The 24,983-nt window shown below is 38.5% G+C and carries 31 protein-coding genes; 30 read left to right on the top strand and 1 reads right to left on the bottom strand.

The features are described from left to right. The 5 genes from BLR42_RS23885 (at position 1) to BLR42_RS02985 (ending at position 3,434) form a co-directional block, all read left to right on the top strand. The gene (locus BLR42_RS23885) at positions 1–603 is read left to right on the top strand and encodes a helix-turn-helix domain-containing protein (RefSeq protein WP_330387259.1); all 603 of its coding nucleotides are present in this window, start codon (positions 1–3) and stop codon (positions 601–603) included. 1 nt (position 604) lies between these two features. Continuing rightward, on the top strand, positions 605–940 hold the full coding sequence (locus BLR42_RS03000; RefSeq protein WP_091866550.1) for a plasmid mobilization protein: 336 nt from the start codon (positions 605–607) through the stop codon (positions 938–940). A gap of 114 nt (positions 941–1,054) precedes the next feature. Continuing rightward, on the top strand, positions 1,055–1,387 hold the full coding sequence (locus tag BLR42_RS02995; RefSeq protein ID WP_091866548.1) for a hypothetical protein: 333 nt from the start codon (positions 1,055–1,057) through the stop codon (positions 1,385–1,387). 65 nt (positions 1,388–1,452) lie between these two features. Further along, positions 1,453–2,133 carry a nucleotidyltransferase domain-containing protein gene (locus BLR42_RS02990; RefSeq protein ID WP_170832619.1) on the top strand — a complete coding sequence of 227 codons (681 nt, stop codon included), beginning with the start codon at positions 1,453–1,455 and terminating at the stop codon, positions 2,131–2,133. Between the two features lie 332 nt (positions 2,134–2,465). Then, the gene (locus BLR42_RS02985; protein ID WP_242879164.1) at positions 2,466–3,434 is read left to right on the top strand and encodes a hypothetical protein; all 969 of its coding nucleotides are present in this window, start codon (positions 2,466–2,468) and stop codon (positions 3,432–3,434) included. A 161-nt stretch (positions 3,435–3,595) separates the two neighbouring features. On the opposite strand, the gene BLR42_RS02980 is transcribed toward BLR42_RS02985, so the two are convergent. Then, positions 3,596–4,105 (bottom strand): hypothetical protein, encoded by a 510-nt coding sequence (locus BLR42_RS02980; protein WP_139165096.1) that lies wholly within the window; start codon positions 4,103–4,105, stop codon positions 3,596–3,598. Positions 4,106–4,547: 442 nt separating this feature from the next. Here BLR42_RS02980 and BLR42_RS24200 point away from each other — a divergent pair, with 442 nt between their 5' ends. The 25 genes from BLR42_RS24200 to BLR42_RS02855 all read left to right on the top strand — a co-directional run bounded on the left by BLR42_RS24200 (position 4,548) and on the right by BLR42_RS02855 (position 24,673). Further along, a complete protein-coding gene (locus BLR42_RS24200) occupies positions 4,548–4,823 on the top strand; it encodes a contact-dependent growth inhibition system immunity protein (protein WP_170832618.1) in 276 nt (91 codons plus the stop codon). 246 nt (positions 4,824–5,069) lie between these two features. After that, positions 5,070–5,465 carry a hypothetical protein gene (locus tag BLR42_RS02970; RefSeq protein WP_091866539.1) on the top strand — a complete coding sequence of 132 codons (396 nt, stop codon included), beginning with the start codon at positions 5,070–5,072 and terminating at the stop codon, positions 5,463–5,465. A 33-nt stretch (positions 5,466–5,498) separates the two neighbouring features. After that, positions 5,499–5,765 carry a hypothetical protein gene (locus BLR42_RS02965; protein ID WP_091866537.1) on the top strand — a complete coding sequence of 89 codons (267 nt, stop codon included), beginning with the start codon at positions 5,499–5,501 and terminating at the stop codon, positions 5,763–5,765. A 23-nt stretch (positions 5,766–5,788) separates the two neighbouring features. Beyond that, a complete protein-coding gene (locus BLR42_RS02960; RefSeq protein ID WP_091866535.1) occupies positions 5,789–6,148 on the top strand; it encodes a hypothetical protein in 360 nt (119 codons plus the stop codon). 14 nt (positions 6,149–6,162) lie between these two features. Further along, entirely contained in the window at positions 6,163–6,513 is a 351-nt protein-coding gene (locus BLR42_RS02955) for a hypothetical protein (RefSeq protein WP_091866533.1), read from the top strand. A gap of 5 nt (positions 6,514–6,518) precedes the next feature. Next, positions 6,519–7,763, top strand: a complete 1,245-nt coding sequence (locus BLR42_RS02950; protein WP_091866530.1) for a hypothetical protein — start codon at positions 6,519–6,521, stop codon at positions 7,761–7,763. Positions 7,764–7,897: 134 nt separating this feature from the next. Then, positions 7,898–8,101: a hypothetical protein gene (locus tag BLR42_RS02945; RefSeq protein WP_091866528.1), complete on the top strand. Its 204-nt coding sequence runs from the start codon at positions 7,898–7,900 to the stop codon at positions 8,099–8,101. Next, complete coding sequence (locus tag BLR42_RS02940) at positions 8,085–8,486, top strand: hypothetical protein (protein ID WP_091866525.1); 402 nt, start codon at positions 8,085–8,087, stop codon at positions 8,484–8,486. Before BLR42_RS02945 ends, BLR42_RS02940 begins: the two co-directional genes overlap by 17 nt. A gap of 77 nt (positions 8,487–8,563) precedes the next feature. Further along, complete coding sequence (locus BLR42_RS02935) at positions 8,564–9,976, top strand: relaxase/mobilization nuclease domain-containing protein (RefSeq protein ID WP_091866523.1); 1,413 nt, start codon at positions 8,564–8,566, stop codon at positions 9,974–9,976. Positions 9,977–10,230: 254 nt separating this feature from the next. Beyond that, entirely contained in the window at positions 10,231–10,848 is a 618-nt protein-coding gene (locus BLR42_RS02930) for an MT-A70 family methyltransferase (RefSeq protein WP_091866521.1), read from the top strand. Between the two features lie 309 nt (positions 10,849–11,157). Next, on the top strand, positions 11,158–11,358 hold the full coding sequence (locus tag BLR42_RS02925) for a MerR family transcriptional regulator (protein ID WP_091866520.1): 201 nt from the start codon (positions 11,158–11,160) through the stop codon (positions 11,356–11,358). Then, positions 11,355–12,671: a DNA cytosine methyltransferase gene (locus tag BLR42_RS02920; RefSeq protein ID WP_091866518.1), complete on the top strand. Its 1,317-nt coding sequence runs from the start codon at positions 11,355–11,357 to the stop codon at positions 12,669–12,671. The genes BLR42_RS02925 and BLR42_RS02920 overlap by 4 nt, the downstream gene beginning before the upstream one ends. Next, the gene (locus BLR42_RS02915) at positions 12,658–13,698 is read left to right on the top strand and encodes a DNA cytosine methyltransferase (protein ID WP_091866515.1); all 1,041 of its coding nucleotides are present in this window, start codon (positions 12,658–12,660) and stop codon (positions 13,696–13,698) included. The genes BLR42_RS02920 and BLR42_RS02915 overlap by 14 nt, the downstream gene beginning before the upstream one ends. 12 nt (positions 13,699–13,710) lie before the next feature. Next, on the top strand, positions 13,711–16,893 hold the full coding sequence (locus BLR42_RS23455) for an AAA family ATPase (protein ID WP_242879163.1): 3,183 nt from the start codon (positions 13,711–13,713) through the stop codon (positions 16,891–16,893). Beyond that, entirely contained in the window at positions 16,890–18,398 is a 1,509-nt protein-coding gene (locus BLR42_RS02905) for an LlaJI family restriction endonuclease (protein WP_091866513.1), read from the top strand. The genes BLR42_RS23455 and BLR42_RS02905 overlap by 4 nt, the downstream gene beginning before the upstream one ends. Positions 18,399–18,429: 31 nt before the next feature. After that, a complete protein-coding gene (locus BLR42_RS02900; protein ID WP_091866511.1) occupies positions 18,430–18,873 on the top strand; it encodes a very short patch repair endonuclease in 444 nt (147 codons plus the stop codon). A 23-nt stretch (positions 18,874–18,896) separates the two neighbouring features. Beyond that, entirely contained in the window at positions 18,897–19,565 is a 669-nt protein-coding gene (locus tag BLR42_RS02895; protein ID WP_091866509.1) for a hypothetical protein, read from the top strand. Positions 19,566–19,941: 376 nt separating this feature from the next. Continuing rightward, on the top strand, positions 19,942–20,160 hold the full coding sequence (locus BLR42_RS24195; protein ID WP_091866507.1) for a helix-turn-helix domain-containing protein: 219 nt from the start codon (positions 19,942–19,944) through the stop codon (positions 20,158–20,160). Positions 20,161–20,359: 199 nt separating this feature from the next. Next, a complete protein-coding gene (locus BLR42_RS02885) occupies positions 20,360–20,821 on the top strand; it encodes a helix-turn-helix domain-containing protein (RefSeq protein WP_091866505.1) in 462 nt (153 codons plus the stop codon). A gap of 215 nt (positions 20,822–21,036) precedes the next feature. Next, positions 21,037–21,594 (top strand): hypothetical protein, encoded by a 558-nt coding sequence (locus tag BLR42_RS02880; RefSeq protein WP_091866503.1) that lies wholly within the window; start codon positions 21,037–21,039, stop codon positions 21,592–21,594. A 309-nt stretch (positions 21,595–21,903) separates the two neighbouring features. Then, complete coding sequence (locus BLR42_RS02875) at positions 21,904–22,128, top strand: helix-turn-helix domain-containing protein (RefSeq protein ID WP_170832616.1); 225 nt, start codon at positions 21,904–21,906, stop codon at positions 22,126–22,128. Between the two features lie 127 nt (positions 22,129–22,255). After that, the gene (locus BLR42_RS02870) at positions 22,256–22,843 is read left to right on the top strand and encodes a hypothetical protein (protein WP_091866498.1); all 588 of its coding nucleotides are present in this window, start codon (positions 22,256–22,258) and stop codon (positions 22,841–22,843) included. 3 nt (positions 22,844–22,846) lie between these two features. Then, on the top strand, positions 22,847–23,059 hold the full coding sequence (locus BLR42_RS02865; protein WP_022763306.1) for a hypothetical protein: 213 nt from the start codon (positions 22,847–22,849) through the stop codon (positions 23,057–23,059). A 146-nt stretch (positions 23,060–23,205) separates the two neighbouring features. After that, positions 23,206–23,418, top strand: a complete 213-nt coding sequence (locus BLR42_RS02860) for a DUF6462 family protein (protein ID WP_026495897.1) — start codon at positions 23,206–23,208, stop codon at positions 23,416–23,418. Positions 23,419–23,431: 13 nt separating this feature from the next. Next, positions 23,432–24,673, top strand: a complete 1,242-nt coding sequence (locus BLR42_RS02855) for a site-specific integrase (protein ID WP_091866496.1) — start codon at positions 23,432–23,434, stop codon at positions 24,671–24,673. Positions 24,674–24,983: the final 310 nt, after the last annotated feature.

Genomic DNA, 24,983 nt, shown 5'->3' with positions numbered 1-24,983 from the left:
ATGGAAAGAAGAACAGGAACACCCATTGAAAAGTGGGATGATGTTAATGGTAAGACTACAGATGTAACCTCTGTTTCTGTAAATGATCTGTCACAGGGCGAGAGATTTATTCAGCTCCGCGAGAGTACAGGCATGAACAGAACAGAGTTTGCAGATTATCTCGGTATTCCTTACAGAACAATGCAGGACTGGGAACGTGATGCACGTACCATGCCAAATTATGTTTTTGCTCTTATCGAGTATAAGGTTACTGCTGAGTTTGGTTTAAGAGTTCCCCAGGAACTTGATCCCAACACAATCGGTAATGTCAGACGAGGTCTTGAGGACCAATTGGAGCAGAACGACAATATGATTGGTGATGGTGTGATCAACAATGTTGCTACTCAGAATACTGTAGAGAACATGAAGGATGACAACGCCAATGGCATTCCTGATGAACAGGAAGAACTTGGTACGGTGGCATCACATGAAAAGAGCAAACCATTTCATGTAAGTGTGGCTGAGAAGGAAGAAAAGACATCTCTCCTGAAGGAGCTGCGCGATTGCATCCCGGAACCTTCAGAACGTTCTCACAGGGCATTACATCCTGAACTGGTACTGTGATATGGGAATCACATATGGTGAAAGCATCCTTATCAAAATGACTCCGGAGGATATCAATGCTATAAAAGCCAAGATGGAACAGGCTGGTATAAAGAATCGTAGTGCTTATATCAGAAAGATGGCAAGGGATGGTTACGTCATCATGCTTGATTTGTCTGACATTAAAGAGGTGATTCGTCTGCTCAGAATAAACAGTGACGCTCTTACACAGTATGTCCAAAAGGCAGAAGAGAGCGGTGCTGCTTCTCTGGAGGACATAAAGAAGCTCCAATCACAACAGGAAGAGATCTGGGAAGCTGTAAGAGGAATACTAGAAAGATTAGGAAATATAGCTTAGGTTTTGCGGCCATGGGAAAGGTTATATCTTTTCTTGTGGCCGCTTTTCTGATTCTGTTTGATGGTATAATGATTCTAAATGTTGTTCCAGATTTTTTAGAATGAGGCTTGAGTAATGGTTATTGATGTAACAAGAGAGAGCGTGTGTAATGGGGATGATGATCAGAAATATAATTCCTTGGAATACCAGGAGGGTGAAATGCTTTCGTCGTTTCTAAGATATAAAGTTGCTGATTATCTGCCTTATTCCAGAGACGGAGTGACAATATGGGTTATCTTTGCTGGCTCAAACGAGAATCAACCTATAGCTGAGCGAGAAGACCCTGATAAGAAGGTGGCATTCATACACAAGGCTGAGAATCGGTGTTCAAAAGTTGAAATAAGGGGCGGAGATCGGTTGGTGAAAAGCCTTGGAATTGACGAAATGTTTTGCGCAGTATATAGATAATGGAATTCTTATATTCCAGTTAAAAGTGGCAAATGCAGTTTTTCCAAATAATAGGTGATATAAAAATGAATAATCTAGTGGATATAGAAGATTATACGAAAAGATTGACAGAAGAATTGAAAATGAAGTTTGGCAAAAGGCTTTTATATGTTGGACTTCAAGGAAGTTATCTTAGAGGCGAAGCTACGCCTGAGAGCGACATTGATATTATGTTGGTATTGGATGAGATACATGCAAAAGATTTAAATGTTTATCGCCAGATACTGGAAGAACTTGGTGAATATAATCGTGCATGTGGATTCGTCTGCGGAAGGAATGAATTGTTGAACTGGTTACCTGAAGAAATCTGCCATGTACTTCATACCACTTCGGATATATATGGCAAACTTAGTGATATAGTACCGAATTACAGTAAAAAGGATGTGGCGGACTATATCAAGATGAGTGTCGGAAATTTATATCATATGCTTTGTCACAGACGTATTCATTCTGAAATGGAAAAGAACGTTAATAAACTGGCTTTAGCTAAAAGAGATATTTTCTTTATTATTCAGAATCTTTGTTTTCTCGAAGAGAATACTTTTATTGAGAAAAAATCTGAGGTGCCTTCTATAGTTAAAGGGATTGATCTTCAGGTTTGGGAATGTTTCTCGGAGAATGTCACTTATGATAACCTAGATCAGAAATTAGATTTGTTATTGGATTGGTGTAAAAATGTTTTGAAAAGAACGTCTGGGTACAAATAAAATTTCAGTTTAATCGACTAAAGGCTTGCCGACTTTGGGGATTTTAGCTCGCTTTTTCTTGATTATTATTAATGTTGAATTGACTACATGATGACAAAATGTACGACATAAGTCGTCTTTATCATATGGAAACAATCAAGATAAAGACGCCTTATTTTATAATTTTTACGCATATTGCGGCGCAGGTGTGCTGGAGGTGGCGTGCCTGCGCCACAGTTGTATCGATAGAGAAAAGATTTCTTGGGAACTTTATTCCCTAAGAATATGCAACAAATGTCTATGGAGTATTGTATTATAGATAGATATGAAAGATACGGGAGAAAAGCTAAATAATGAGAAGCATTGAGGAAGAAAAACAAGCGGTAATAGACTGGCTGATGCATCCAGACGAGTTGGGGAACAGATCCAAAGATATAAAGTATACAAATCAGTTTAAAACTAATGACGGTATGCGAAACAAAACAAAATGTTTAGCAGTGGTTTTATGTCTATGTCTTTTTGCGTCAATGGCAATTGGTTGTGGATCTTCCAATTCAAAATCTAACACAAAGGCAGAAGAAATAACCATAAAAGAGCAGGTTTTATTTGACCGGGGCGGAATGAAGATTACTGCTATTTCCTATGAAACAGATAGCATTTTGGGCGATGGTATTAAGCTGTTACTTGAAAATGACTCAGATAAGAATCTTACAGTTTACAGCGAAGAGCTCATTGTAAATGGTTTTATGATTTCGGATCGGTTCGCTTCTGAGGTCGCAGCTGGAACGAAGGCAAATGAGACAATGTATCTTTCGAGCTCAGAGTTGAAAGCAGTTGGAATAGAATCTATAGGAAAGGTAGAAGTATACTTCTTAATACATGATTCAGATGACTGGACCGGCGTTCTTATGCATGATTTCGTAACAATAAAGACATCTGCATATAAGCACATGGACAAATCTGCAGATGATTCAGGATTCGAGCTCTTTAATGAAGGCGGAATCAGAATTGTTGGTAAGACTGTTGATGAGAACAGCTTCTGGGGGACTGCTATCCTTCTGTACATTGAGAATAATTCCCGAAAAAATGTTGAAATCAGTATAAAAGAAATGTCAATCAACGGATGTGTGATAAAAAAATATTCCGTAACTAGTGTATATGATGGCAAGAAGGCATTTGATGATATTAAAATCACGCCATCAGATTTAGAAGAAAATGGTATTGCTGCAATTGAAGAGGTAGAGCTTAGGTTCCACATCTACGAAGCAATTTCACACAATACTATTAAGTACACTGATCCAATAACATTTACTGCGCAGTGAGGACGATTTGCAGGCGCAGTTCATCTTTGGGACACCGAATAATAAGGGCAATAGGGATTGGGATTGATTTCATTGTGTTAAGGATTGACTAAAGGCTTGCTAATTTTGGCGCCTTTATTCGATTTTTTCTTGATCATTTTTCACCTCCTTGATGCCAAGAGTTATTTTATTTTGGTGAAATAGTAGGTATCGTAATTGCTTATAAGCTTGCCCTGTGCGCTTTTCTCTCCGGTAACAACAAAAAGCATTTCATAGCTCATCCCATTAAGAGTATCGGATTTATCAACACCACCGCTCACAAGATATGTGGGTGAGCATGTTATGCAATAGATGTCATCAAGCGTTATCTGACCTTCTGAATTAACTATGACCGTAATAATCTTGTCAAAAGTAATTCCAAGATGTTCACATGCTTCATAGCCCCTTATTACTGAGTAGGTTCCTGAATAATAGTTGTCGTTCAGATCCTGAGAACTTTTGTACCAACCATAAGTTCCGTCTTCTCTAAATTCATAGTAGGCTTTACTCTCCCAACCACCAATAACGCCACTTATATCATCTGTTTCATCTGTGGATGTAATGTCTGTAGACGTAACATCGGCAGAATGTTCCTCGGATTCAGCTATATTGCGATAATCATTATCTTCATGTCTGAAAAGTTTGAAAAACATAACCCATCCAGCAATAGAAAAAGCTACGACTCCGATAACTACCACAGGAATAATTCACGTATTTCTCTTATTATTCATTAGTTAACCCCTCGTATATAACACATATTTGAAAAGTTGTGTTGCTTCTGTGAAAATATATTATATGTGCAACTTTTTTATATTGCAATGTGTTATAAAGATGAAGGAAAACTCTGAGTACGATATAAATGGGCTTTTATGAAAGGAAAGCATGACGAGGAATTATTTCTTTTGCCATAGCTGCAGCTATAGCGTTTAGAATGAAAAGGACGGTGCGTATAGAGTGAATAACACAAAATGGAATGAGATTTTTAAAGCCCTCTAAAAATTTTTGAGTCATGCAACAAAAGGAAGACCTCAATTGTATAATCTACAGGAGAGCACGGACGTGCATTCTTAATGATGATAAAAAGGGAATTGCTGAATGAATGAACAAAAGCCATTACAGCGCTGGTATCAGGACATAATTAATAAACATGATGAAGAGCTCTCGCTCTTTGATTTGTCCCGGATGTTAAGGCAAAAAGTTCTGCTACAAACTGCGGTACCTTTTGTGATAGATGTTTTGGACAAGAATCCTTTTGAAGGCGAATGGGAAGCTGGAAGTTGCAGCATGTCTGTTTCAGGTTGTTGTAAAGGGACAATTTCAGGAAGTGAGATACTTTTTAGAGCCTCTTCCTTTAACAGATGCTTCCAGTAGTTATAGGCATGAATAGTGTAACCTTTTTCATTGCACCATTGCCTGACAGTGAGACCGCTGTCGGACTGCTCCTTGATAATGACAGCCCATTTGGCCATCTTGGCCTGATGGATCTTTTGTTTTGTGTTCATGGGATGAACCTCCTTAAGCTGATGAGACGAATTGCGCGAATCGCGCAAATCGACCAATAGTATTTAAAGAAATCATCTCATAAACGTGGTAGTATTATAAGGTACTCGTGGTTGAGTGCTTACTATAGAGGCCTATCCAGATCACGAAGAGATTTATAAAAAGCTCAATAATCCTGACCGGTATGTATGGATAAGTGGAGAAGAACTGACAGAAATTGTCAAGAACGATGATTTTCAGTGGGTGTGGGCGGTGCTGTCGGGTTTTAATCCCGTTATTTCAGAGAAAGATGTGCTTGGTTATCCCGGACCATATGCGGATGGTTATGAAGGATTTTGGAAGCCGGATTTGTCAATACAACACCCGTTGGCAGATTTTGAGCTGGTAGCTTGGGATAGCAGTTCATCATTGTTTATAACAAGAGACCACGGGTTATATAATGAGTTCATGAAGCGGTTTCCAGATGCAAAGGATCTGCGGGCTTATAATTCTGAAGAAGATATGTTGAGATAGATATATCATTGGATGCCAAGCTAAGGGGAAAAAATGAACAAGCTGAGAAATATCGTAAAGAGCATATTTCATAGCCTGATAATAGCAGGGGTTGTTATCCTGACTATTGGCATGTACTACTGGGTTATAAAGGCCGGGATACCATATCAGGATCCACCGGAAGAATTAAGGATTCAATATGCTGTAAATATGGGCATCGGAGATGAACTTATAAAAGATGGGGCTATCATTTCTATTGCAGGTGTTATCGGAAGAGTAATTGTGTATCTTATTGGGAAGAAGTCAGTAAAAGGACTATAAACAAGCTTTAATGAGGAAGATAGATGGGTAACGATTTGGATAATCAGCGCGAAGAGAATCCCTTTGAGTACGACTATGAAAAACTTCAGAGGTCTTATGACGAGGAGAACGAAAAAGCTGTTCCACTGTGTTTGATAGCAGTTTTGATAGGCCTATTTGCTTTAGTGCAGATTCTCTCCCAGAACTATATTGCTTCGGCACTGTTTTTGATAGTCGGATTATTGTTTTCCCTGATAATCTGGGGCGTTTTTTCAAAGAGTAGCTTCGCCCGAAAGGTTGCCCTGACATATATTGTGGCAATTGTGATAGGCATCATTATAATTATTTCTATTGTCGCGGGATTTCTTAGTGATGTTTGGAATTTTGATGGATTGCCTTTTTAAATGAGGAGAAACGGATGGAAAGCCAGATCCTGTCAAGGTTGAAGATACAAGCAGTAGGTGGCGGAAAGATTGATCTGATCTGTCCTCCTGATAGTGTGGATGAATTCATTGATCTTTGCTGTGCAGAGGGCACTACTATTGAAGGCTTTACATGGTGGTGTCATGTTACAGAGGGACATATTCCTTGTGGGATGGGCGGACCAAAATCAGTATATTTTGATGGCTGGTTTAGTGAAATACCAATGGATGATATTATCCGGTTGGGTGATAACGAGTCGTATAGGGAGTTTTTTAACAGGACATGGCCTTCAGATAAAAACTATCATGGTTGTTACTGGCCGGGGTTTTGGATAGAGGATAACTGAGAACAATGAGTAATATACATCGTTATGTGGGAAAAAGAATTACTATAGCCTTAATCATTCTAGCGATTCCCGTGCTGTGTGTCGGCTGCAAACGCATGGGCAGAGGCGGTGAATTAGAAGAAAAATATGGCGCAAAAAGTGTTGAAATGCATCTTTATGATAAATTGGGAATTGACCCTGAGCTTTGCAAGATTGTGAAAGTGAGTGAAGAGGGAAAAACTCCTGTTTATGAGGTTACTACGGATCATTATGGGCTGGGTGAAGAGCTTACATTTCACGTTTATGAGGATTCAAGTACAAGTGCTATTGGTAGTGTTTCGATATATTGGAGCAATGACGTCAAGGATTGTCTGTTCGATGTGTTATATCCCATAGATGTACGCTCAAGAGTTTTTAATGAATACAACGGATATAGCTTCTGGATTGATCCCTTATCTTTTGAGGAAGATATTGAAGCTACCGCTGATGCTCTGGAAGAGATAAAAGAGACGTATGAAGAACATGGGTTTGGGACGGATATGATTCCTTGGATGCATGTTGAGGGAAAATTTGTTGATACAGAGAGGGTTGATGGAATCACGGTCTCTTCGAAATACGTGGATAATGTTCCTAAAGAACTTATATATCAAGCACTGTTTGAAATGAAGTCTATTAAAAGTATAAATTCAGACAGCTACGGTCTTTTTGAATCCGATAACTCCATGGATGAGATACGAAAAAGATATCTTTCCTGGGCTATGGAAGATGGTCTGATTGACATATATTTACAGTTTTCTTATAAAGAAAGGCTTCAGGCTATTGGTGCTAAGTCTAGCTACAAACTGTACTATGCGGTTGTGGACGGAGTAGTAACTGATGAGTCGGAGGAAATATACTCTGATCATAAGGGAAACCTTCCAATATCATCTTTTTACAAACTACTTAAGCGACAAGGCTGGGATGTAGAAGGTGACTGGTATCACTATAAATTAAAAGGCATAGACGGAAAAGAATATGAATTTGGATATGATCAATGTGGATTGGCTGCTGATCCTGTAAGTTCACGGAGCGCTAATAAGTATCATTATTCAAGAACATTCAATAACTATTACTATGTATGTGATGGTCAGAAATACAGATCACGTAACCACCTATATGATGGCAAAGTGGAAACGAGACTTGATGTCAATTGGGATCCTGTTGTATATAGAGGAACTATAGAATTGGTAACCGGCTGGGAAGTAACATCAACTTACGATAAGAATAAGTAAAGAGCGAAATGGATATAAAACATAAGCGCTCGTGATAAGAATTTCTTGACCTTTTTTATCATGGAACATCAAGATCGGTTAGTGAGTTCAATCTGAATATATTTTAATGTTTGGGGAAAAGGAGTCTAATGAGTATGAAAAAGAATGAAAAAGCTTTTTTAGTCAATGTAATGTGGGTGCCGCTGTTTGCTGCCCTTATGACAGTAGCTCTTTCCAAAGCACCAGGAGTCAATCCGTACTTTGTCGGTGCACTCATGGGAGCAATTGGAGCAGCTTTGTGTTATTGGGACTACAGAGTATTTATGAAGAAGGCTTCCAAAGATGAAAATGAGGCATGATTTCTTTGTGAGACATTTGAAACTTCTAAACCTGATACCGCTTTTCTTTTTTGCCTTGATGTATTATCAGACTGGCACTGTACTTCATAGGGCACCACTGTTTCTTGTGGCAGCTCTTGGAGTAATGAGTGGCTTTGTATCAAGGAATATGAAGGAGCATATCATTTCATCGCTGATGCTGTTGCTTGCCTGCGCCATTGGGATGATAGGCTTTACATATTACTACTATTATTTCATTCACGCTGCTGATGATGCTCCTATAATCGGTGCATTTGTCGTTTTTGTCTACGGGATATTTGTGATGACGGGCTTTGCAATAGGAGCTGTTATCGTAGTGGTAAAGGATAGGATCAGGAAAAAGAAAGAAAACATAGAGGCTGTGTGACTATTACAGAAAACATAGAACTTATTGTTTAAGTGCAACTCTTCGGAGCTGCACTTATTTTTGTGGGGGAAAATATTATGGCAGCTACAAGACTTATTTCATTACACATGAACAAGGGAATGACTCTTGCCAAGTGTCTGAAGGACAGGACGGATTATGAAATGAACCCGGATAAAACAGAAAAAGGAAAATACGTTTCATCCTATGCCTGTGATCCTAAGACTGTGGTGGAAGAATTTATTTTATCCAAAAGAGAATATGAACGTGTTACAGGCAAGCATCCCAAGAATGATGTCATTGCATATCAGATAAGGCAGTCCTTCAAGCCCGGAGAGATTACACCGGAGGATGCAAACCGAATCGGATATGAGACAGCTATGAGATTTACAAAAGGCAATCATGCCTTTGTAGTATCGACTCATACTGACAAGGCCCACGTTCATAATCATATTATTTTCAACTCCACAGCCCTTAGTGGTGACAGGAAGTTTAAGGATTTTCTTTTGTCAGGCATGGCGCTTGGAAGACTTTCCAATCTTATCTGCATGGAGAATGGATTATCTGTAATTGCTCCGCAGCCATATCACAGCAAGACAACCTATATCCATGAAGAGCGAGGTCCTACTTTCAGGGACAAGCTCAGGGAGTCAATCGATGTTGCTCTTTCCAAAAAGCCAGGCTCTTTTGAAGATCTTTTGTCCGAACTTTCCAGGCAGGGCTATGAAATAAAACGAGGCAAGCATACTTCTGTCAGAGGAAATGGTCAGCAGAGATTTATCCGTTTCCGTTCCCTGGGAGATGGTTACACGGAAAAAGACCTGATGAAAAAGCTGGAAGGAGTCGAGAAGGGAACAGCTCCTAAGGAAGAGACTATAAAGAAAGAACAGAAACCATTTTACAGGGATGATAAGTTTGACCTTCTGATAAACATCCAGGACATCATCGCCCAAGGAAAAGGTCCTGGCTATGAGATGTGGGCGAAGAAGTTCAATGTGAAAAATGTCATGAAGGCGATTCTCTTTTTTCAGGAGAAGGGACTCAGGACTTATGCAGAGCTGGAAAAAATGGCAGGAGATACTTCTGACAGATTCTCCCAGCTCTCCGATGACATCAAAGGGTATGAGAGCAAGCTGAAGAAAATCTCAGAACAAAAGAAAGTCATAAAAGATTATTCTAGTACAAAAGAAATATATCAGCAGTACTGGCAGTCGGGCTACAACAGGAAATTTTTTGAAGAGCATAAAGAAGAAATTATGACTCATAAAGCTGCGAAAGATGCTTTCGATAAATACAAAGGTAAGTTTCCATCTTACAAAGAACTCAGTGCTGAGTATGACAAAGTGCTTTCAAAAAAGAGAGCTGCCTATGCCGAGTACAAGGAAGTCAGAAAAGATATGCAGACATATCAGACTGCAAAATATGATATCGACCAGATACTTGGTATTGGAAAAGAACAGGAACAGAATAAAAATCGTGAACGTTCGCGATAATCTTTTGGGGCAGTCCATCGTGGCTGCCTCTTTCTATTAACAATCAACCGTGCGTCATTTGCCATCTTCTTGGCGGAATTTCTTTCAGCTCCGGAAGGAGCGTAGTCAGATTTTAATCTGAAGCGAGGGGATTGGGGATGTGCCCCAACAAGTGAGTTTCGATGGGTATATATCGAAACCCCACTTGCCACTTTACTCTACCCCTTTGGGGATGGGGATGACGCGCGGGACTTTTGCGGGAGGAACAAATAAAAATGATCAGGGAATTTGTAAAGGGTAACAACAAAACGGATGACGGGGTAAAAGAAAAGACTCCGGCACTGAAGAAAAAATATGAAGTCATCTATGCGGATCCACCTTGGCGGTTCCGAGTCAGAACAGAAAAAGGGAAAGGCAGGAGCGCAGAGAATCATTATCCGACAATGAAGCTGGAGGACATCTGCAAGCTTCCGGTAAAAGAAATTGCTGCAGACGATTCGATTCTTTTCATGTGGGCAACGTTTCCGAATCTGAAAGAGGCGTTTGATGTGATCGATGCCTGGGGATTCGATTACAAGACCGTGGCCTTCGTCTGGGTGAAACAAAATAAAAAATCGGATTCACTTTTCTGGGGCATGGGTTATTGGACAAGATCCAACGCTGAGGTGTGCCTACTTGCAACCAAAGGTCATCCGAAGCGAATCGACTCAGCAGTCCATCAGGTTATCATCAGTCACATTGAAGAACATAGTAAGAAGCCAGCAGAGACAAGAGATCGGATCGTAAAACTTGTAGGTGATGTCCCTCGGGTGGAACTCTTCGCAAGACAAAAGACTCTGGGATGGGATTCCTGGGGGAATGAACTTGAAAATGATCTGGAGCTTGCAGCATAAAAAATCGGAGAGACATTGGTATAAACACCAGTGTGCTCTCCGGCTTTTTTTGTTTGAGGCTACCAATCAGTTCAACGTAAATAATAAAAATTATCAAAGGGTATTGATATGTCCCTTAACCAATATTATATAGTTGGTGTGATTATTGGACTCTTTATTTTGTAAGATTAGTACAACAGGCAACTGGCAGTACAACAAGAGTGGTGATTAGGGTAATGATTAACATTAGGCCTTGCTTTAATGATTTGATATATGACGCATTGACGAATATAATTAAAATAATAAATTATGTGATTTTGGAGATTTGAAATGGATTATATGACAATCAAAGAAACCGCTGAAAAATGGGGAATATCTGTGAGACGGGTGCAGGCCATTTGTGTATCTGGCAGAGTTGATGGAGTGGTCAAGTTTGGAAATGAATGGGCCATTCCTTGTGATGCTACAAAACCTCATGATGCTAGGATAAAAACAGGAAAATATGTAAAAAGAGAGAATGTGAACCAATGAAAAAGAAAGAAGTAATAGATTTATCTTATATTAATCAGCAGGTGAACGCGGTTTCTAAAAAAACAAATGTTACTGACAAATCTATAGATAATGAAAATGTTAAAGACCGCCTATTAAAATATTATGAATTAAAATTTGATTCTTATGATTTAGACAAATTTGAATATGACTTTATAGATCTTTTTTGCGGAGCGGGTGGATTGTCTGTTGGACTGGAACAAGCTGGTTTTAGGCCTGTCGTTGCAGTTGATAAGGACCAGGCTGCTTTATCTACATACAGATTTAATCGCCCATGGATGAAATCGGAAAACATAATAAATGAAGATATCAGAAAGCTTGTGAGCTCGTATACATTTCCGCATGTGCCACTTGTGGTAGGAGGGCCACCTTGTCAAGGATTCAGCGTGGTTAATAAGCAAAAGAAAGAGCACGATGAAAGAAACGAGCTTTATAAGTTTTATGTACATGCAGTTGAGCAGGCTAAACCAGAGATATTTCTAATGGAAAATGTTGAAGGGATTTTAAAAGTTTACGATGCAATAAAAAGTGATTTTGCTAATATAGGATATTCTGCCTGTGAGCCTCTAATACTTAGCCCTAAAGATTTTGGATTTCCTCAGAGCAGAAAGCGAGCCTTTATCTTAGGAATAAAAGATGAATATAAGTCTAAGGCGAGTGAGTATTATGAGTTGTTTAAAAGCTCAATAGAGTCTGAGAAAGGCGACAAGAAATATACCCTATGGGATGCTATTGGGGACTTGCCAAAATTGGAAGCAAAAACTCAAAAGAACAGCACTTGGTTAGAAAATGCAAAATGGGGATACACTATTTCTGGAACGCCAATAGTATCCTCTGATTATAGTAAAAAGATAAATTATGATATTGAGATTGATGTACCTGTTTTAAATCATAAATCAAAATATAATAACGCGAGGGATATCGAGATATATGGATTACTTCAGCAGGGGGAAAAATCTGATGCTGAAAGTATACAGGAGATTAATCCATATAAAAACAGGGCAGATATTTTTAGAGATAAATTTGATAAACTTGTGGCAAATGAACCATGTAAAGCGATAACTGCGCATATGTATTATGACTGTAATATGTATATACATCCCAATCAAGCAAGAGGGCTTACACCAAGGGAAGCTGCACGAGTTCAAGGATTTCCAGATGATTATTTTTTCCTTGGATCTCCGAATGAATGGTATAGACAGATAGGTAATGCGGTAAGTCCGTTGATGGCAAGGGTTTTGGCCAAATCTTTGAATAAAGTATTAAGAAGGATATATGCAGATGGAGACAATTAAGTTTTTTGATTGCTTTGCGGGGATAGGGGGCTTTTATCAAGGAGCAATGAGAATAAAAAGCTCCGCTTACAAATTTGAGCATGTTGCATACTGTGAATTTGAAAAAAATGCGCAAATGCTATATGAAAAGGCATGCAGTGGGGAACAAGTTCAGAGAATTGACAACGTAGAAAATGTTAAGACAAAAAAGAACCCTAAAGGTGAAGAGGTTACAAATTTCGATATTTTATTTGCCGGATTTCCATGCCAATCATTTTCAAATGTAGGATATAGAAAAGGGTTCGATGATCCGAGAGGGCAGTTGTTTTTTTATATTCTTGATATGTTGGATTACTATCAGCCTAAGTATTTTGTTCTGGAAAATGTTCAGAAGATACATACCATCAAGGGCGGTTCGCTATTAGATGAAATGAAAATTGCATTATCAAATATAGGACCAGGATATGTATTACATACGTGGGACTTAATGGCTTCTGATTATGGTCTTCCTCAAAGAAGAAACAGAATATTCTTTTGTGGCATTAGAAAAGATATTGCAGATGTTAAGGATATTGGAGAGCCTCCCAAAGTGGACTTAAAGAAAGCAAAATATCCAACAACATGGCACTTGTTGGAAAAAGGAGAAGTGGACAAACGACATTTTATTCCACAGGGCTCAAGGAAGACAATTCTTACTAAGCCAGATAATTGGCAGGGCAATGTGGACATTGACAATGTTATTGCAAGACCTTTGACCGCTACAATGTCTAAGTGGCATAGAGCAAATCAGGATAATTATTTTAGCGATAGTTATATTAAAGGGGTGGATCCATATTTACGTCCCGAAGTTGACCTTGCTTCAGAACCTATCCGTAGAATAACACCATTGGAAGGATATAGATTACAAGGATTTCCTGATGAATATGCAGAGATTGCTAAGAATTTAGGAATATCATATTCGGCTCAATACAAGCTCATAGGAAATGCTTTGCCTGTAGATTTGGCATATTCGGTTATAAAACACTTTTTGGATAGTTATATTTCATAGGAGTAAAAGATAATGGCTGCAAATACATTGAATGACGATTTTCAGAAATATATTGATATTCTCAAGGAAGAATTATCATACGTAGAGGATAATTCTTTTTCGTGGGATGATGTGATAAGTGTTCTGATTATTCAACTCAAAAATACGGACAGCTTGAATAAAAAGGAGCAGAACGCCAGTCATGCAACGCAAATACAGCTAACTGGTGAAAAAGAACCCGAAAACGGGACTAGTAAAACTGAGGATTTCTTTCCTACTTTTACATTAAACTCGTCATTTAAAGGATGGAGACTATCACTTCCGGTTCGTATTAATCGTCAAAACATTGCAAGAATTGGCGGTAAAAGTTCTGATAGCAAAGAATGGATAGGGGATTCCATTCAGATTAGACGGCGTATACTTAATCAGGATGAAACAGGCAAGGGTAATCCTAATTTGCAGATTTGTTATGGGAATGATTTGCTTCCCCTTCGAGAATTACTGGAGGTGGATGATTATTTAGTAATAACTAAAAGGAAGAAAATTGCAGCATATGAAGCTTTTGGAGTAAAGAGTAATATTGATCTTGGCAGTGGAAAGAATATGTATTCATCAGGAACGGCTGCAAATGATGGAACTGTGTTTGAGGTTACGATCAAAGCAAGCAATGAAAGTGAAAATGAAAATGATGAATACCAGCGTGCTGCCAGCATCATAAGTCAGCATATATCAGAATCGGGATTAGAGTTTACTGCTACAAGGGCGGAAATTGAGAATGCAAGACAAGAGTTTTTGAGCCGATTTTCTCCGAGTATATTAGAAGCACTTTCTGAAAATGAATTGTTAAATAATGTGTTTTATTCAGCTGGGGATAATACATATTCATTGTGTTGCTATTTGGAAATGAATAAAGAATGCAGGAATTATTTTGGAAGCATTTCTGGTGGATCTGCGTACAAATTTGGCCTTTTTCAGAAGAAAGATACAGGGTTATGGACAACAGGTAGTCCTCAGAAACCAAAAGAATTATCTGAACAGGAAGCTTTGGATTTAGGAAAAGAGATTGTTGAGGCGCTTATAAAAGGAGCAAGGATTATAGAAAAAACAGAATTAAACTCTCTTGAAGATTATGAGGCACTAGATGATCACCTTAAGGATGAGGTTGGAGAACGTTTCTACAATTGGGCATGGTTTCATAAATATTACAGCATTATTTTTAACGAGAAACTGAGTTCGTTTCATAATAATGAGTGGCAAAAGCATGTTCTTCGGTGCTTTTGCATAAGACCTAGTGAAAAATATTATACAAGAAGCGGTCAGATTGCTATGATTCAGAACTATGCTGGCTTAAGATACAGGGAATTTATCGACGCTATAAGGGATAAATTTGGTGAGAGTAAGCAATTCGTAAGAATAGGAACAACGAACTCAAGTGGTGAAGAAAGTTTTGCTTCTGATTGGAAGGAAAAATCCATGGTAGCTATTGGATGGGGGCAGACTGGTTCGTTGACGGAGTACGAGACATCTCAGGGAATTGATAAGCAAGGACTTGCGGAAGCATTAAAAGAAAAATATTATCCTGGAGATGATAGTACATCTACCAGAAAGGCAGGAGAGCTGGCAAGATTTTATAATACAGGTGATAATACTGTTTTTGTTGCTGTCAAAGGTCAAGAGTTAAAAGGGCTTGTTGATAATATTGGGCCGTACAAATATGATTCTTCAGATGAGTTTGCACATATTAAGCCCGGAAGATGGTGTGTGGGATTTGCAAATGGAGAACATCTTCCGAATCCATCGGAAGGAAAACTTACGTCGTGCTTTGAAATAAGCGATGAAGACAATCTGCTTTATTTGTATAAGAAATATTATTATCCGGAAGATTTCGATCAAGACCTGGTTGATGATAATGATCCGGAAGAATACAACAAGAAGATGTTCAGATCCTGGATGGAAAGGCAGGTTAAGCCAGAAGGAGATTCTGATGCGGGAGAGGCCTACAGTTCCAATTCAATTGATCAGTATGTGAGCAATATTGCGAATACTCCTCTTTATTCTATGTCCGAAAAGAGTGTATTTTTCACTACGGATATAAAGCTGATTCAGAAGACTATATCAGAATTAGACAGCGCAGAGAAAAAGAATAATACACAGAGAAGCGCGGTAAAAAAGTATCTGCAGTATGTGATCGATACAGGAGAAAGTGATATGAGCGTTGTATTCAAGACAAATATAAAAGCAAAATACGAAAGGAACAGAATTGTCTTTGGTGCTCCTGGAACAGGAAAGAGCTTCTTGCTAAAGCAGGACTGTGACAGGCTTTTGGATGATACTGTTGGTACATATGAACGAGTTACATTCCACCCGGACTATACATATTCGCAATTTGTTGGAACATATAAGCCGGTAATGGACTCAGATGGAAGAAGTATCCGATATGATTTTGTGCCAGGACCATTTATGAGAGTTTATGTGGATGCTCTTAAAAGTGCCCGCACAGAGGCTCCGCAGCCACATTTGCTCCTTATAGAGGAAATCAACAGAGCTAAAGTAGCTGCAGTATTTGGTGATGTATTCCAGCTTCTTGATAGAGATGCCGATGGTGTCAGTGAATATGAGATTCAGGCATCTGAGGATATCAGAAGATATCTGGCAAAAGAATTAGGTGGTACAGAAGAAAAGTATAAGAAAATCAGAATTCCCAATAATATGTTCATCTGGGCAACAATGAACAGTGCGGACCAGGGGGTTTATCCTATGGATACTGCTTTCAAGAGAAGATGGAATTTTGAGTATCTTGGAATTGATGAGAAAGAAAAAGATATAGAGAATATCGGAAAAGTAAATATTGCTAAATATGATGAGCCTGTTGTTTGGAACAGACTTCGTAAGGCAATTAATACTAAGATGTCTAAAGACTTTAACATCAATGAAGATAAGCTTATGGGACCATTCTTCCTGTCAAAGAAGGTACTGGATTCTGATGAAAATGGAATGATCAAGGATCCTGAGAAATTCATGGATGCATTCAAGAGTAAAGTGATTATGTATCTTTATGAAGATGCTGTTAAGCAGAGCAAGAGAAAATTCTTCGATGGGTGTGATAGCAGCAAGTATTCATCTGTATGTGATGCTTTTGATGAGATAGGAATGAACATATTCGGAGCTAATTTCATAAGCAGTTATTATGAGCAAAAAAGGGACGATGCTGAATGAGGATGATTTCCAGATTCGTCAGGGAACAGAGACGATATACAAAGGATGAATTAAAGAAGAGATTCGAATTTGATAGTGAAGAAGCACTGGAAAGATTTATCCGCACACTTAAGACATTTGGTGTGCTTAAGAGTGTAAGAAATACCGATGTACAACAGGAAATGTCTGATATTGCTGATGAAGATATAGAGATAACAGATGGCTCTGAACAGAGTGGCGTTTGCCTGTATGTTTTTGTGTATGTTGGTGTTATCACATGTGGAAGAAGAATAATAAAGGTATATCCCAAATATCTACTATCAAAGTATTCTGAAGAAGAAAAAATAGATAAAATGCGCCGTATAGTAAAGGTTCTAGAACGGTACAGTAATTCAGAAGAGCAGATAATAAACATATATAATGGTGACGGAGATAATAAAAGCTTTAATCTGCTTGCAGTTATACTCTTTCTTCTTAAAGATTATTTTGAGTATGGAGTATATACCAACAGCGAAGAAATAATTGAGGTAAATGGAGAGGGCGATATTCTATGGGGAAAAACTATAGATGAAAGCTTTGCATTGCTATCTGAGAACAAGCCATATTACATGGAACTGTATACGAGGAAGACAGTTGATGATGATATGGATTATTTCAAGCGCCTACATGAATATGTCATTACAGAATGCTCAAAGCAGCTTAAAGAAGCAGAACTGACCGAACTGTTTGGGCTGGAAACTGCAGAAATATCCGATGCTGAAATGGATGATTTTGGTGATAAGGAATATATTCTTGAAAGAATCTTCAAAGAGCTCAATGTTCAGTACAATACCCGTAAACAGATTCTTTTAAAGACAATATATGCGTACATATCCCAGGATAAGAAACTGTTTGATGATAATTCCGGATTTAGCATGTATGGTACTACCGCCTATCATGCTGTCTGGGAAAAAATGTGTGCAGAGATTTTTGACAATAAGCTGCATAAGACATTGAGGCAGTTACAACTGATTAAGCTACATACTGCTCAACCAAGACCAAAAGTTGATTACATGATAGATGGTCAGCTGATTGAGGTTATAGGAAAGCCTATTTGGGAAAATGAGGAAAAAGAAATAAGTGTTCCGGCACAGGAGACACTTATTCCGGATCTTATTACTTTCTATGAGAAGGATGGTGAAAAGCAGTTTATCATCTTCGATGCGAAGTACTATAACATAACGTTGGAAAAACGACACGGGAGTGATGTGATCAAGGGAAATCCCGGAGTAGGTGATGTTACAAAACAGTATCTGTATCACTTGGCATACAGAGAATTTATAGATGTATTTGGATTTAATAAAGTAAGAAACTGCTTTCTTATGCCGACAGAAGGAGATGAAATCATAAAATATGGCAAGGTAAGAATGCCAATACTTGAGCAGATTGGACTGGAAAATATACAGATCAGGCTCCTCCCCGGAGATAAAGTTGCGGAAATGTATCTTGCAAATCAGAAAATGGATATAGGATTGTTAGAATTGTAATAATGCTGTGAAGCATAAGTGTGAGGCTGACATGGCAGATGTTTTGACACCAGAGCAGCGCAGAAAAAACATGCAGCACATTAAGGGTAAGGACACTAAAATAGAGGTTATTCTGCGCAAAGAATTATGGAAAAGAGGATACCGGTATAGAAAGAATTATGATAGGCTTCCGGGACATCCAGATATCGTCATCACAAAGTATAAAATTGCTATTTTTTGTGATGGCGAATTTTTTCATGGGAAAGATTGGGAAGTATTAAGACCAAGGCTTGAAAAGAGCAATAATAGTGAATTTTGGATCAGTAAGATCTCCAGAAACCGTGAGCGTGACAACGATATAAACAAGAGGCTTTTATTTGAGGGATGGACTGTCATTCGGTTTTGGGGAACGGATATTAAGAAAAAGCCTGAAGAGTGTATAAAGGTTATAGAGGAAGCTATATTCGATAGCAGAATAGATGATATAGAAGAGTAATTTGTTTTTTTTTAGAGGTTTTGATGGATAAGACAGAATTAATACAACATTGGAATTACTTCTGCTCTTTAGCGGAGCGGTTGGATGAAACAAAACATTACATTGATCATGGACTAATTGAACATGATGGTGAAATCGAATTAGTACATGGAAAAGTCTATTCAGATGTTTTTAAGCAGATTATTGTATTGGCCGCATCTGAGTTTGAAATTATGAGCAAGGCATTATGTGCTTTGCATGGACAGCAAGTCAAACAGATAGTAGATATTAGCGATGCTATACTGAATCAGTATCCTAAGATAATAACTTTTGAGGTTAGTACACCTTTTTGGATTAATACTCCTTTACAAGAATGGAAAGTAAGTGTTGTAAATAACGGGAATAATCGTAAAGTCCAGGGACTTGATTGGTGGTTTGCGTATAATGCAATAAAGCATGATGAAGCTTTATCAATTCAATCAGCGACGCTTCAAAATGCCATAATGGCGCTGGGCTCTTTATATATTATTAATCTATATATTATGCATGAAATATTTGGGAACATGGAGATCATTTTTACTTTTCCTTGTGTGTATTTTAGATGCAAATATTTACCACATCCAATTAGTAGTGGAGATGGTTTATTGCCTGATTTTGGAGATTGTTCACCAAGCGAAAAGTTTAGGAGAGATTGCCCGGATTTATTTGTCTGATCAAGAAATCCCGATTTGACAGAAGGAGATATTGAGCTGTTTTATAATTAAGAGTTTAGAAAGAAGTGGGATTGGTATGAGCAGTATCACGGATATGCTGAAGAAATAATGCAGTGCCTCAAGGATTACATCCCACTGTTGATAAAAAAAGAAAAGTTTCTTCAAAAGGTTTTTTACCCGGAATTAGTTGGAAAATAAGGAAGGACGCCATCTCTGTGATGCCGTTCTTTTTTATTGCCATTTTTTTAATCTGTCTCGATATCTGTGTTATGAATATATCCCCAATAAGGGTAATACCGCATTTAAGCTACTACCCTGAAAAGGGTAACTGAGGCATTATTTTATTATGAAATACTGTTAATGATGGGCGAGGGATATGATTTCATACGACAGATTTTGGAAATATATACAAGAGAATAACATAACGCAATACAAGCTGATGAATTCTGGAATCAGTCATTCAACATTGACACGTCTTAAAAGAAACGAGTCAGTAAACATGGAAACAATAGACAAACTATGTACCATACTTGAATGTGATATTGAAGAAATTGTTGAGTGTAAAAGAAATCCCATAACAATGGACGAAGATTGATTGTAATTTAATAGATGTATCTGACGGGACTGTAGCTTGGCTGCAGTCCTTTATTGTGCTTTAAGCCTTTTTGTGTCTTCCGGTTCTCGAAAACTGCTTAATCTGCAATGAAAATACCGCGTATTACGCGGCTATAAAAGCGTATTACGCAGTATAGGTATCGCGTAATTTTGTGTAGATTATAATTCGAGGTAGCAATATGGCATATAAAAAATCAAAGCATAGAGACACAAGAGATAAAAGGCCTGACAGCTTAAAGGGGAAAAAGTTCAATAAAGTTGCAGGTACTAATCTTAAGACTTTGCAAGATAAAGTCGATTGGACTAATGTTCAGATGGCAGCACTTCTCGGAGTTGGAACAAGCAGCTATGACAGAATGGTTAGTGGGGAAATAGCTATCAGTCCGGAAAAGCTGTCAATACTATACTACAATCTTAATGCTGATCTTCACAGGCTTATCGGAAATGATAATAACTATGATGTGCTAAGGCACAGCGAGGATAATGAGTTTGATTTCAGTACTGCGATAAGTGATATCATCATGGATATCCAGAATACAGACAGCTATGATGAGAGAGCAGAAAAGATATTATATATGTATTCGGAGTTTGGCAAAATGATTGCTTATCTCATGAGGCCGGAAGGCAGGGATAAGAAATAGTTTATTGACGTTAAGCAGTCGGGAGCCGGAAGCTTTCATGCTACTGCTAAAAACGTGTTTTTATTTGGGGTTCTTCAGTTTGACATAATTATCAAGGCTTAAATACTGGTGCTGGAATGCTCTTTATTCCGACCAGTTTTTCTTTTGTCAAAAAGTGTATGTTGGAGGGGCGTAACTGATGTTTGCGGTTCTTGTTATAGAGGGAAGAGATAAGGATGATTATAGGAGTTACAACACATGAGATTATCGTGAACGAGTGCATCGCAGCGGGGATAGACTATGAAGAGATGTACAAAGTTATTAGAGAATTGTTGATAAAATTCAATGATGGAAAAGCTTTTGCAAAACGTATGGGAATAAACTGGCTAAATAATATGTCAAAGAAGATCCCATACAGGACTAAGTTCCTGCGGATAGTTGCAGAGCCACGGAAATACTCCCAGAAAGAAAAAAGATCTTTTGCATGGAAAGTTGCATGTGAGAAATGGTATGGCGATAAGAGTGGGCTGGTACTGGAGCAGATGAAAGCCTTTGTGGAAGGTGGCGATATTCTGGCACATATCATTGATTCGGTATACATGAAAGGAAAGAATACGACTAAAACGAATGATGCAATGCTGATTGAGCTTTACATGGGGCGCACAAAGTATTTTTCGGTAAAAAAGGATGCGATAGTCTTGTATGGATTGCTGATCTGGAAATACTGCAAACGCAGAGACCAGGAAGACAAAGATAAAGGCATCATAGATGAAAATGGAGAGCTTATAGATTAAGGCAAAACAAGGTAGGGACTGCTTCGGCAGTCTTTTTATTTTGCTCAAAAATTGTGTACACAATTGCGAACTGACTGCGAACTGGCCGCGAACTAGGTGCGAACTTGGTGCGAATTTAATCTGAACTGACCGCGAACTTGGTGCGTATTTACTGCGAACTCGTAAGTACGGTTTTGATGCTATCATTGCCATTGTTCAAGGGAAGGAGGTAGAAAAGCCTTGTTGGGACTAATCTTTTACTATGTTTGCGGTCCGCCATGACTCTGTTTCTTCTATATAATAATGTCTTCTTTTGGAAAGGAAATTATCATGGAGAAATTGTACGGAAGAACCGTTGGGGAAAGAATAAGGATACTAAGGGAAAGTGCCGGAATCCGGCAGGAAGATTTAGCTAAAGACTTTAAACTTGCTAACGCTGGAGTGGTTTCATTTTATGAAAATGATAGAAGACCACTTCCAACAGATATAGTCGTTGCATACTCAGATAAGTTTGCAGTATCTACAGACTGGATCCTGAAGGGTGATGCATGTTAGCAGTATGTCTTCACACTATACAAATCTTATAAGTTTTATACAGATTGTAAAATGACCTTTGATACTGCAGGACTTACAATTAATAATGTAGAAAAAAGTTCTGCGGTTTCAAAAGGGGGAAACAGTAATGGGAGCAAGAATGAACGCAAGTATTCTCGATAACTATAGGAAAGCTACTGATGAAAAAAGGATAAAGATAGTCCTTGATCATTATTCTAGTTTCATGCCATATGTAAATGCTTATGAAGCGGGGCTTATCAGAACTATAAAAGCAGAACGGGAATATAACAGACGAGTTGCCCTTGGGGATCCCGGTGTGAGAGTCCAGACTTCTAACATTGGAAACCCTACATCCAGCGAAGGCGATGAGGACATGATAGTTCGCCAGGCAGTCAGAGCTGGAGACTATATCACTGCACTTCGTGGTGCTGATAAGTTTGAAACACATAAGTGGGAGATTCTTTTGCTGAAGGACATGAGAGAGATCTACGGGCTTGTAGAAGAGCAAATTGGTTCTCTCGGTGATGAAAAAGATGTATTCAAAAGATACCTCAAGCGTGAGTTCAAACTTGCTGCCATTGCTGGTACTGAGGGGGTCACCTCTGAGGCAATGAAGAAGAGATTTGGAATCTTAAGGAAAGATGTGGTAGATAACTCTCTTAAGTGGCTTAAGGAGCAGAGACCTTACTCATATTTGGAACAAAAAGGAGCATAAGAAATGAGTAATCAGTTGGAGATGGTAAAGAAGACGCGTGGAAATACGAAGCGTCTATATACATATGAAGAGATATCACATCTTATTGCAGGGGATAAGAGAACAATAAGAAAGATGGCCGAAGCATGTGGTGCATACCACTATATAAACAGGGCTACAGTGTATATTGATTATCCAATATTGGAAGAATTTATTTTGTCACATAAGAATCGGTAACGTATGAATAAGACTTGGCAGATTCAGATTAGTTCTTGCTACAGCGCTCGAATAGAGTCATAATAATATTGTGCTGAAGTACTTTTCATGAATTACAGCCAAGTCTAATTTCATAAAACGTCTTTAACTTTGCAGAAAGGAATCAAATGGGCAATGACATTGCTACAGTAAAAGAGACTAAAGCAAAGGCAACAAGACTGATGCGACTCAAAGAAGCTTCGGAGTATTTTAAGGTCGGCAGAGCAACTATGAAAAAGTTGGCAGAAGCCTGCGGAGCTTATTATCCACATAGTAAGACGCTTGTTTTTGTGGATCCGGAACTTGTAGAGGAGTATTTACGAACCGCGAAAAAACGGTAGTTATGGAGGAAGAATGGCAAATTCAAGAAAAGACTTGAAAGGTAACACCCTCTTCCGCGGAGAACATCAGAGAAAATCAGACAAGCGTTATATGTATATCTACATTGATCCTATCGGCAGGAAGAAATACATATATGCAGATAATCTGTTAGAACTTAGACGGAGAGAGGACAAATTAAAAAAGGATCAGCTGGATGGACTTGATATCTATGCTGCAGGCCTTGCAACCATCAATTCGACATATGACAGATACATTTCAACAAGAATAGACTTGAAGGATTCGACACAGAGCAACTACGAATATACTTACGAGCGTTATGTCAGAGATGACTTCGGAAAAAAGAAACTTGTTGATGTAAAGTATTCCGATGTGTTGCAGTTCTACACCTTTTTACATTCGGAAAGGCATCTTTCATTTTCTACTATTGAATCTGTAGATGGATTGTTGCATCCGACATTCGAGTTGGCTGTAAGAGATGATATAATAAGAAAGAACCCGACCGAAGGAGCAAAGAGAGAACTTGCAAAGAGACTTCCTAAGACGGAAACGGAAAGGCAGGCACTTACTCCAGAGCAACAAAAAGCCTTTATGGAATATGTTGCTATGAGCCCGGTGTATTATCATTGGTGGCCGCTTTTTACTGTACTTCTTGGAACGGGAATGCGAATTGGAGAATGCACTGGCCTTCGTTGGCAGGACATCGATCTGAAAGAGGGATGGATAGATGTTAATCATACACTGTCGTACTACCCTCAGAAGGGTTCACGCACATCAAAGCTAAGGATCTCAACACCTAAGACCAAAGCAGGTTGTAGAATAATCCCTATGATGGATGCTGTTAAAGAAGCATTCCAATTTGAAAAGGAAAACCAACTTGCAGGCAAGGGGTACAATCAGACTGTAGTAGACGGATATTCGGGATTCATTTTCCAAAACAAGTATGGCTCAGTAATGAGCGCTGCCTCAGTTAATAAAGCAATTAAAAGAATCTACAATGATTACAATCATGAGGAAGAGATTGATGCTGTTAGGGAAGATAGGGAACCGATAATACTTCCGCATTTCACGTGTCACTATCTGAGACGTACATTTGCTACAAGGCTCTGTGAGGTGGAAGACAATCCAAAAGTGATCCAGGCAGTGATGGGACACAGACAGATTTCTACTACATATGAAATCTATGCTGATTCGTCAGATCGGAGAAACAAAGAATCAATCAATAAGCTTGCAGCAAAGCTTAATGGCGTTTTCTAAAATGGTACTCCGAAAAGAATTTTTCTGACAAACCAAAATTGACAAAACAACATACTGACAAACGAGCATAATTAGTCAAAGGAAAAGCGCAAAAGGCTACGGAAAGTATACGCTGAAACAAGTACGAAATATCGTGACTGATATAGCCTTTGACAAACAGCTGACAAATCTGTGGGGAAGTCAAATGAACGTAGATGTTCTCAAATGCGTAACCCCAAAAGTACAGTAATGAAGATAGATGCTCGTATATGATCTCAAATGCTTCCATATGCTTAAGCGGTCGAAAAAATCCCGACGCTTAAGTCCTTAG

This window comes from Butyrivibrio sp. INlla16, assembly GCF_900104155.1.
GTDB lineage: Bacteria > Bacillota > Clostridia > Lachnospirales > Lachnospiraceae > Butyrivibrio.
Note: the sequence above shows the minus strand (reverse complement) of the source record. Positions and strands in the feature narration are given on the sequence as shown.

Bases quoted from the DNA above. Each gene is read 5' to 3' on its own strand.
- BLR42_RS23885 (WP_330387259.1), top strand. From the start codon at position 1: ATGGAAAGAAGAACAGGAACACCCATTGAAAAGTGGGATGATGTTAAT.
- BLR42_RS03000 (WP_091866550.1), top strand. From the start codon at position 605: ATGGGAATCACATATGGTGAAAGCATCCTTATCAAAATGACTCCGGAG.
- BLR42_RS02995 (WP_091866548.1), top strand. From the start codon at position 1,055: ATGGTTATTGATGTAACAAGAGAGAGCGTGTGTAATGGGGATGATGAT.
- BLR42_RS02990 (WP_170832619.1), top strand. From the start codon at position 1,453: ATGAATAATCTAGTGGATATAGAAGATTATACGAAAAGATTGACAGAA.
- BLR42_RS02985 (WP_242879164.1), top strand. From the start codon at position 2,466: ATGAGAAGCATTGAGGAAGAAAAACAAGCGGTAATAGACTGGCTGATG.
- BLR42_RS02980 (WP_139165096.1), bottom strand. From the start codon at position 4,105: ATGTTTTTCAAACTTTTCAGACATGAAGATAATGATTATCGCAATATA.
- BLR42_RS24200 (WP_170832618.1), top strand. From the start codon at position 4,548: ATGAATGAACAAAAGCCATTACAGCGCTGGTATCAGGACATAATTAAT.
- BLR42_RS02965 (WP_091866537.1), top strand. From the start codon at position 5,499: ATGAACAAGCTGAGAAATATCGTAAAGAGCATATTTCATAGCCTGATA.
- BLR42_RS02960 (WP_091866535.1), top strand. From the start codon at position 5,789: ATGGGTAACGATTTGGATAATCAGCGCGAAGAGAATCCCTTTGAGTAC.
- BLR42_RS02955 (WP_091866533.1), top strand. From the start codon at position 6,163: ATGGAAAGCCAGATCCTGTCAAGGTTGAAGATACAAGCAGTAGGTGGC.
- BLR42_RS02950 (WP_091866530.1), top strand. From the start codon at position 6,519: ATGAGTAATATACATCGTTATGTGGGAAAAAGAATTACTATAGCCTTA.
- BLR42_RS02945 (WP_091866528.1), top strand. From the start codon at position 7,898: ATGAAAAAGAATGAAAAAGCTTTTTTAGTCAATGTAATGTGGGTGCCG.
- BLR42_RS02940 (WP_091866525.1), top strand. From the start codon at position 8,085: ATGAAAATGAGGCATGATTTCTTTGTGAGACATTTGAAACTTCTAAAC.
- BLR42_RS02935 (WP_091866523.1), top strand. From the start codon at position 8,564: ATGGCAGCTACAAGACTTATTTCATTACACATGAACAAGGGAATGACT.
- BLR42_RS02930 (WP_091866521.1), top strand. From the start codon at position 10,231: ATGATCAGGGAATTTGTAAAGGGTAACAACAAAACGGATGACGGGGTA.
- BLR42_RS02925 (WP_091866520.1), top strand. From the start codon at position 11,158: ATGGATTATATGACAATCAAAGAAACCGCTGAAAAATGGGGAATATCT.
- BLR42_RS02920 (WP_091866518.1), top strand. From the start codon at position 11,355: ATGAAAAAGAAAGAAGTAATAGATTTATCTTATATTAATCAGCAGGTG.
- BLR42_RS02915 (WP_091866515.1), top strand. From the start codon at position 12,658: ATGGAGACAATTAAGTTTTTTGATTGCTTTGCGGGGATAGGGGGCTTT.
- BLR42_RS23455 (WP_242879163.1), top strand. From the start codon at position 13,711: ATGGCTGCAAATACATTGAATGACGATTTTCAGAAATATATTGATATT.
- BLR42_RS02905 (WP_091866513.1), top strand. From the start codon at position 16,890: ATGAGGATGATTTCCAGATTCGTCAGGGAACAGAGACGATATACAAAG.
- BLR42_RS02900 (WP_091866511.1), top strand. From the start codon at position 18,430: ATGGCAGATGTTTTGACACCAGAGCAGCGCAGAAAAAACATGCAGCAC.
- BLR42_RS02895 (WP_091866509.1), top strand. From the start codon at position 18,897: ATGGATAAGACAGAATTAATACAACATTGGAATTACTTCTGCTCTTTA.
- BLR42_RS24195 (WP_091866507.1), top strand. From the start codon at position 19,942: ATGATTTCATACGACAGATTTTGGAAATATATACAAGAGAATAACATA.
- BLR42_RS02885 (WP_091866505.1), top strand. From the start codon at position 20,360: ATGGCATATAAAAAATCAAAGCATAGAGACACAAGAGATAAAAGGCCT.
- BLR42_RS02880 (WP_091866503.1), top strand. From the start codon at position 21,037: ATGATTATAGGAGTTACAACACATGAGATTATCGTGAACGAGTGCATC.
- BLR42_RS02875 (WP_170832616.1), top strand. From the start codon at position 21,904: ATGGAGAAATTGTACGGAAGAACCGTTGGGGAAAGAATAAGGATACTA.
- BLR42_RS02870 (WP_091866498.1), top strand. From the start codon at position 22,256: ATGGGAGCAAGAATGAACGCAAGTATTCTCGATAACTATAGGAAAGCT.
- BLR42_RS02865 (WP_022763306.1), top strand. From the start codon at position 22,847: ATGAGTAATCAGTTGGAGATGGTAAAGAAGACGCGTGGAAATACGAAG.
- BLR42_RS02860 (WP_026495897.1), top strand. From the start codon at position 23,206: ATGGGCAATGACATTGCTACAGTAAAAGAGACTAAAGCAAAGGCAACA.
- BLR42_RS02855 (WP_091866496.1), top strand. From the start codon at position 23,432: ATGGCAAATTCAAGAAAAGACTTGAAAGGTAACACCCTCTTCCGCGGA.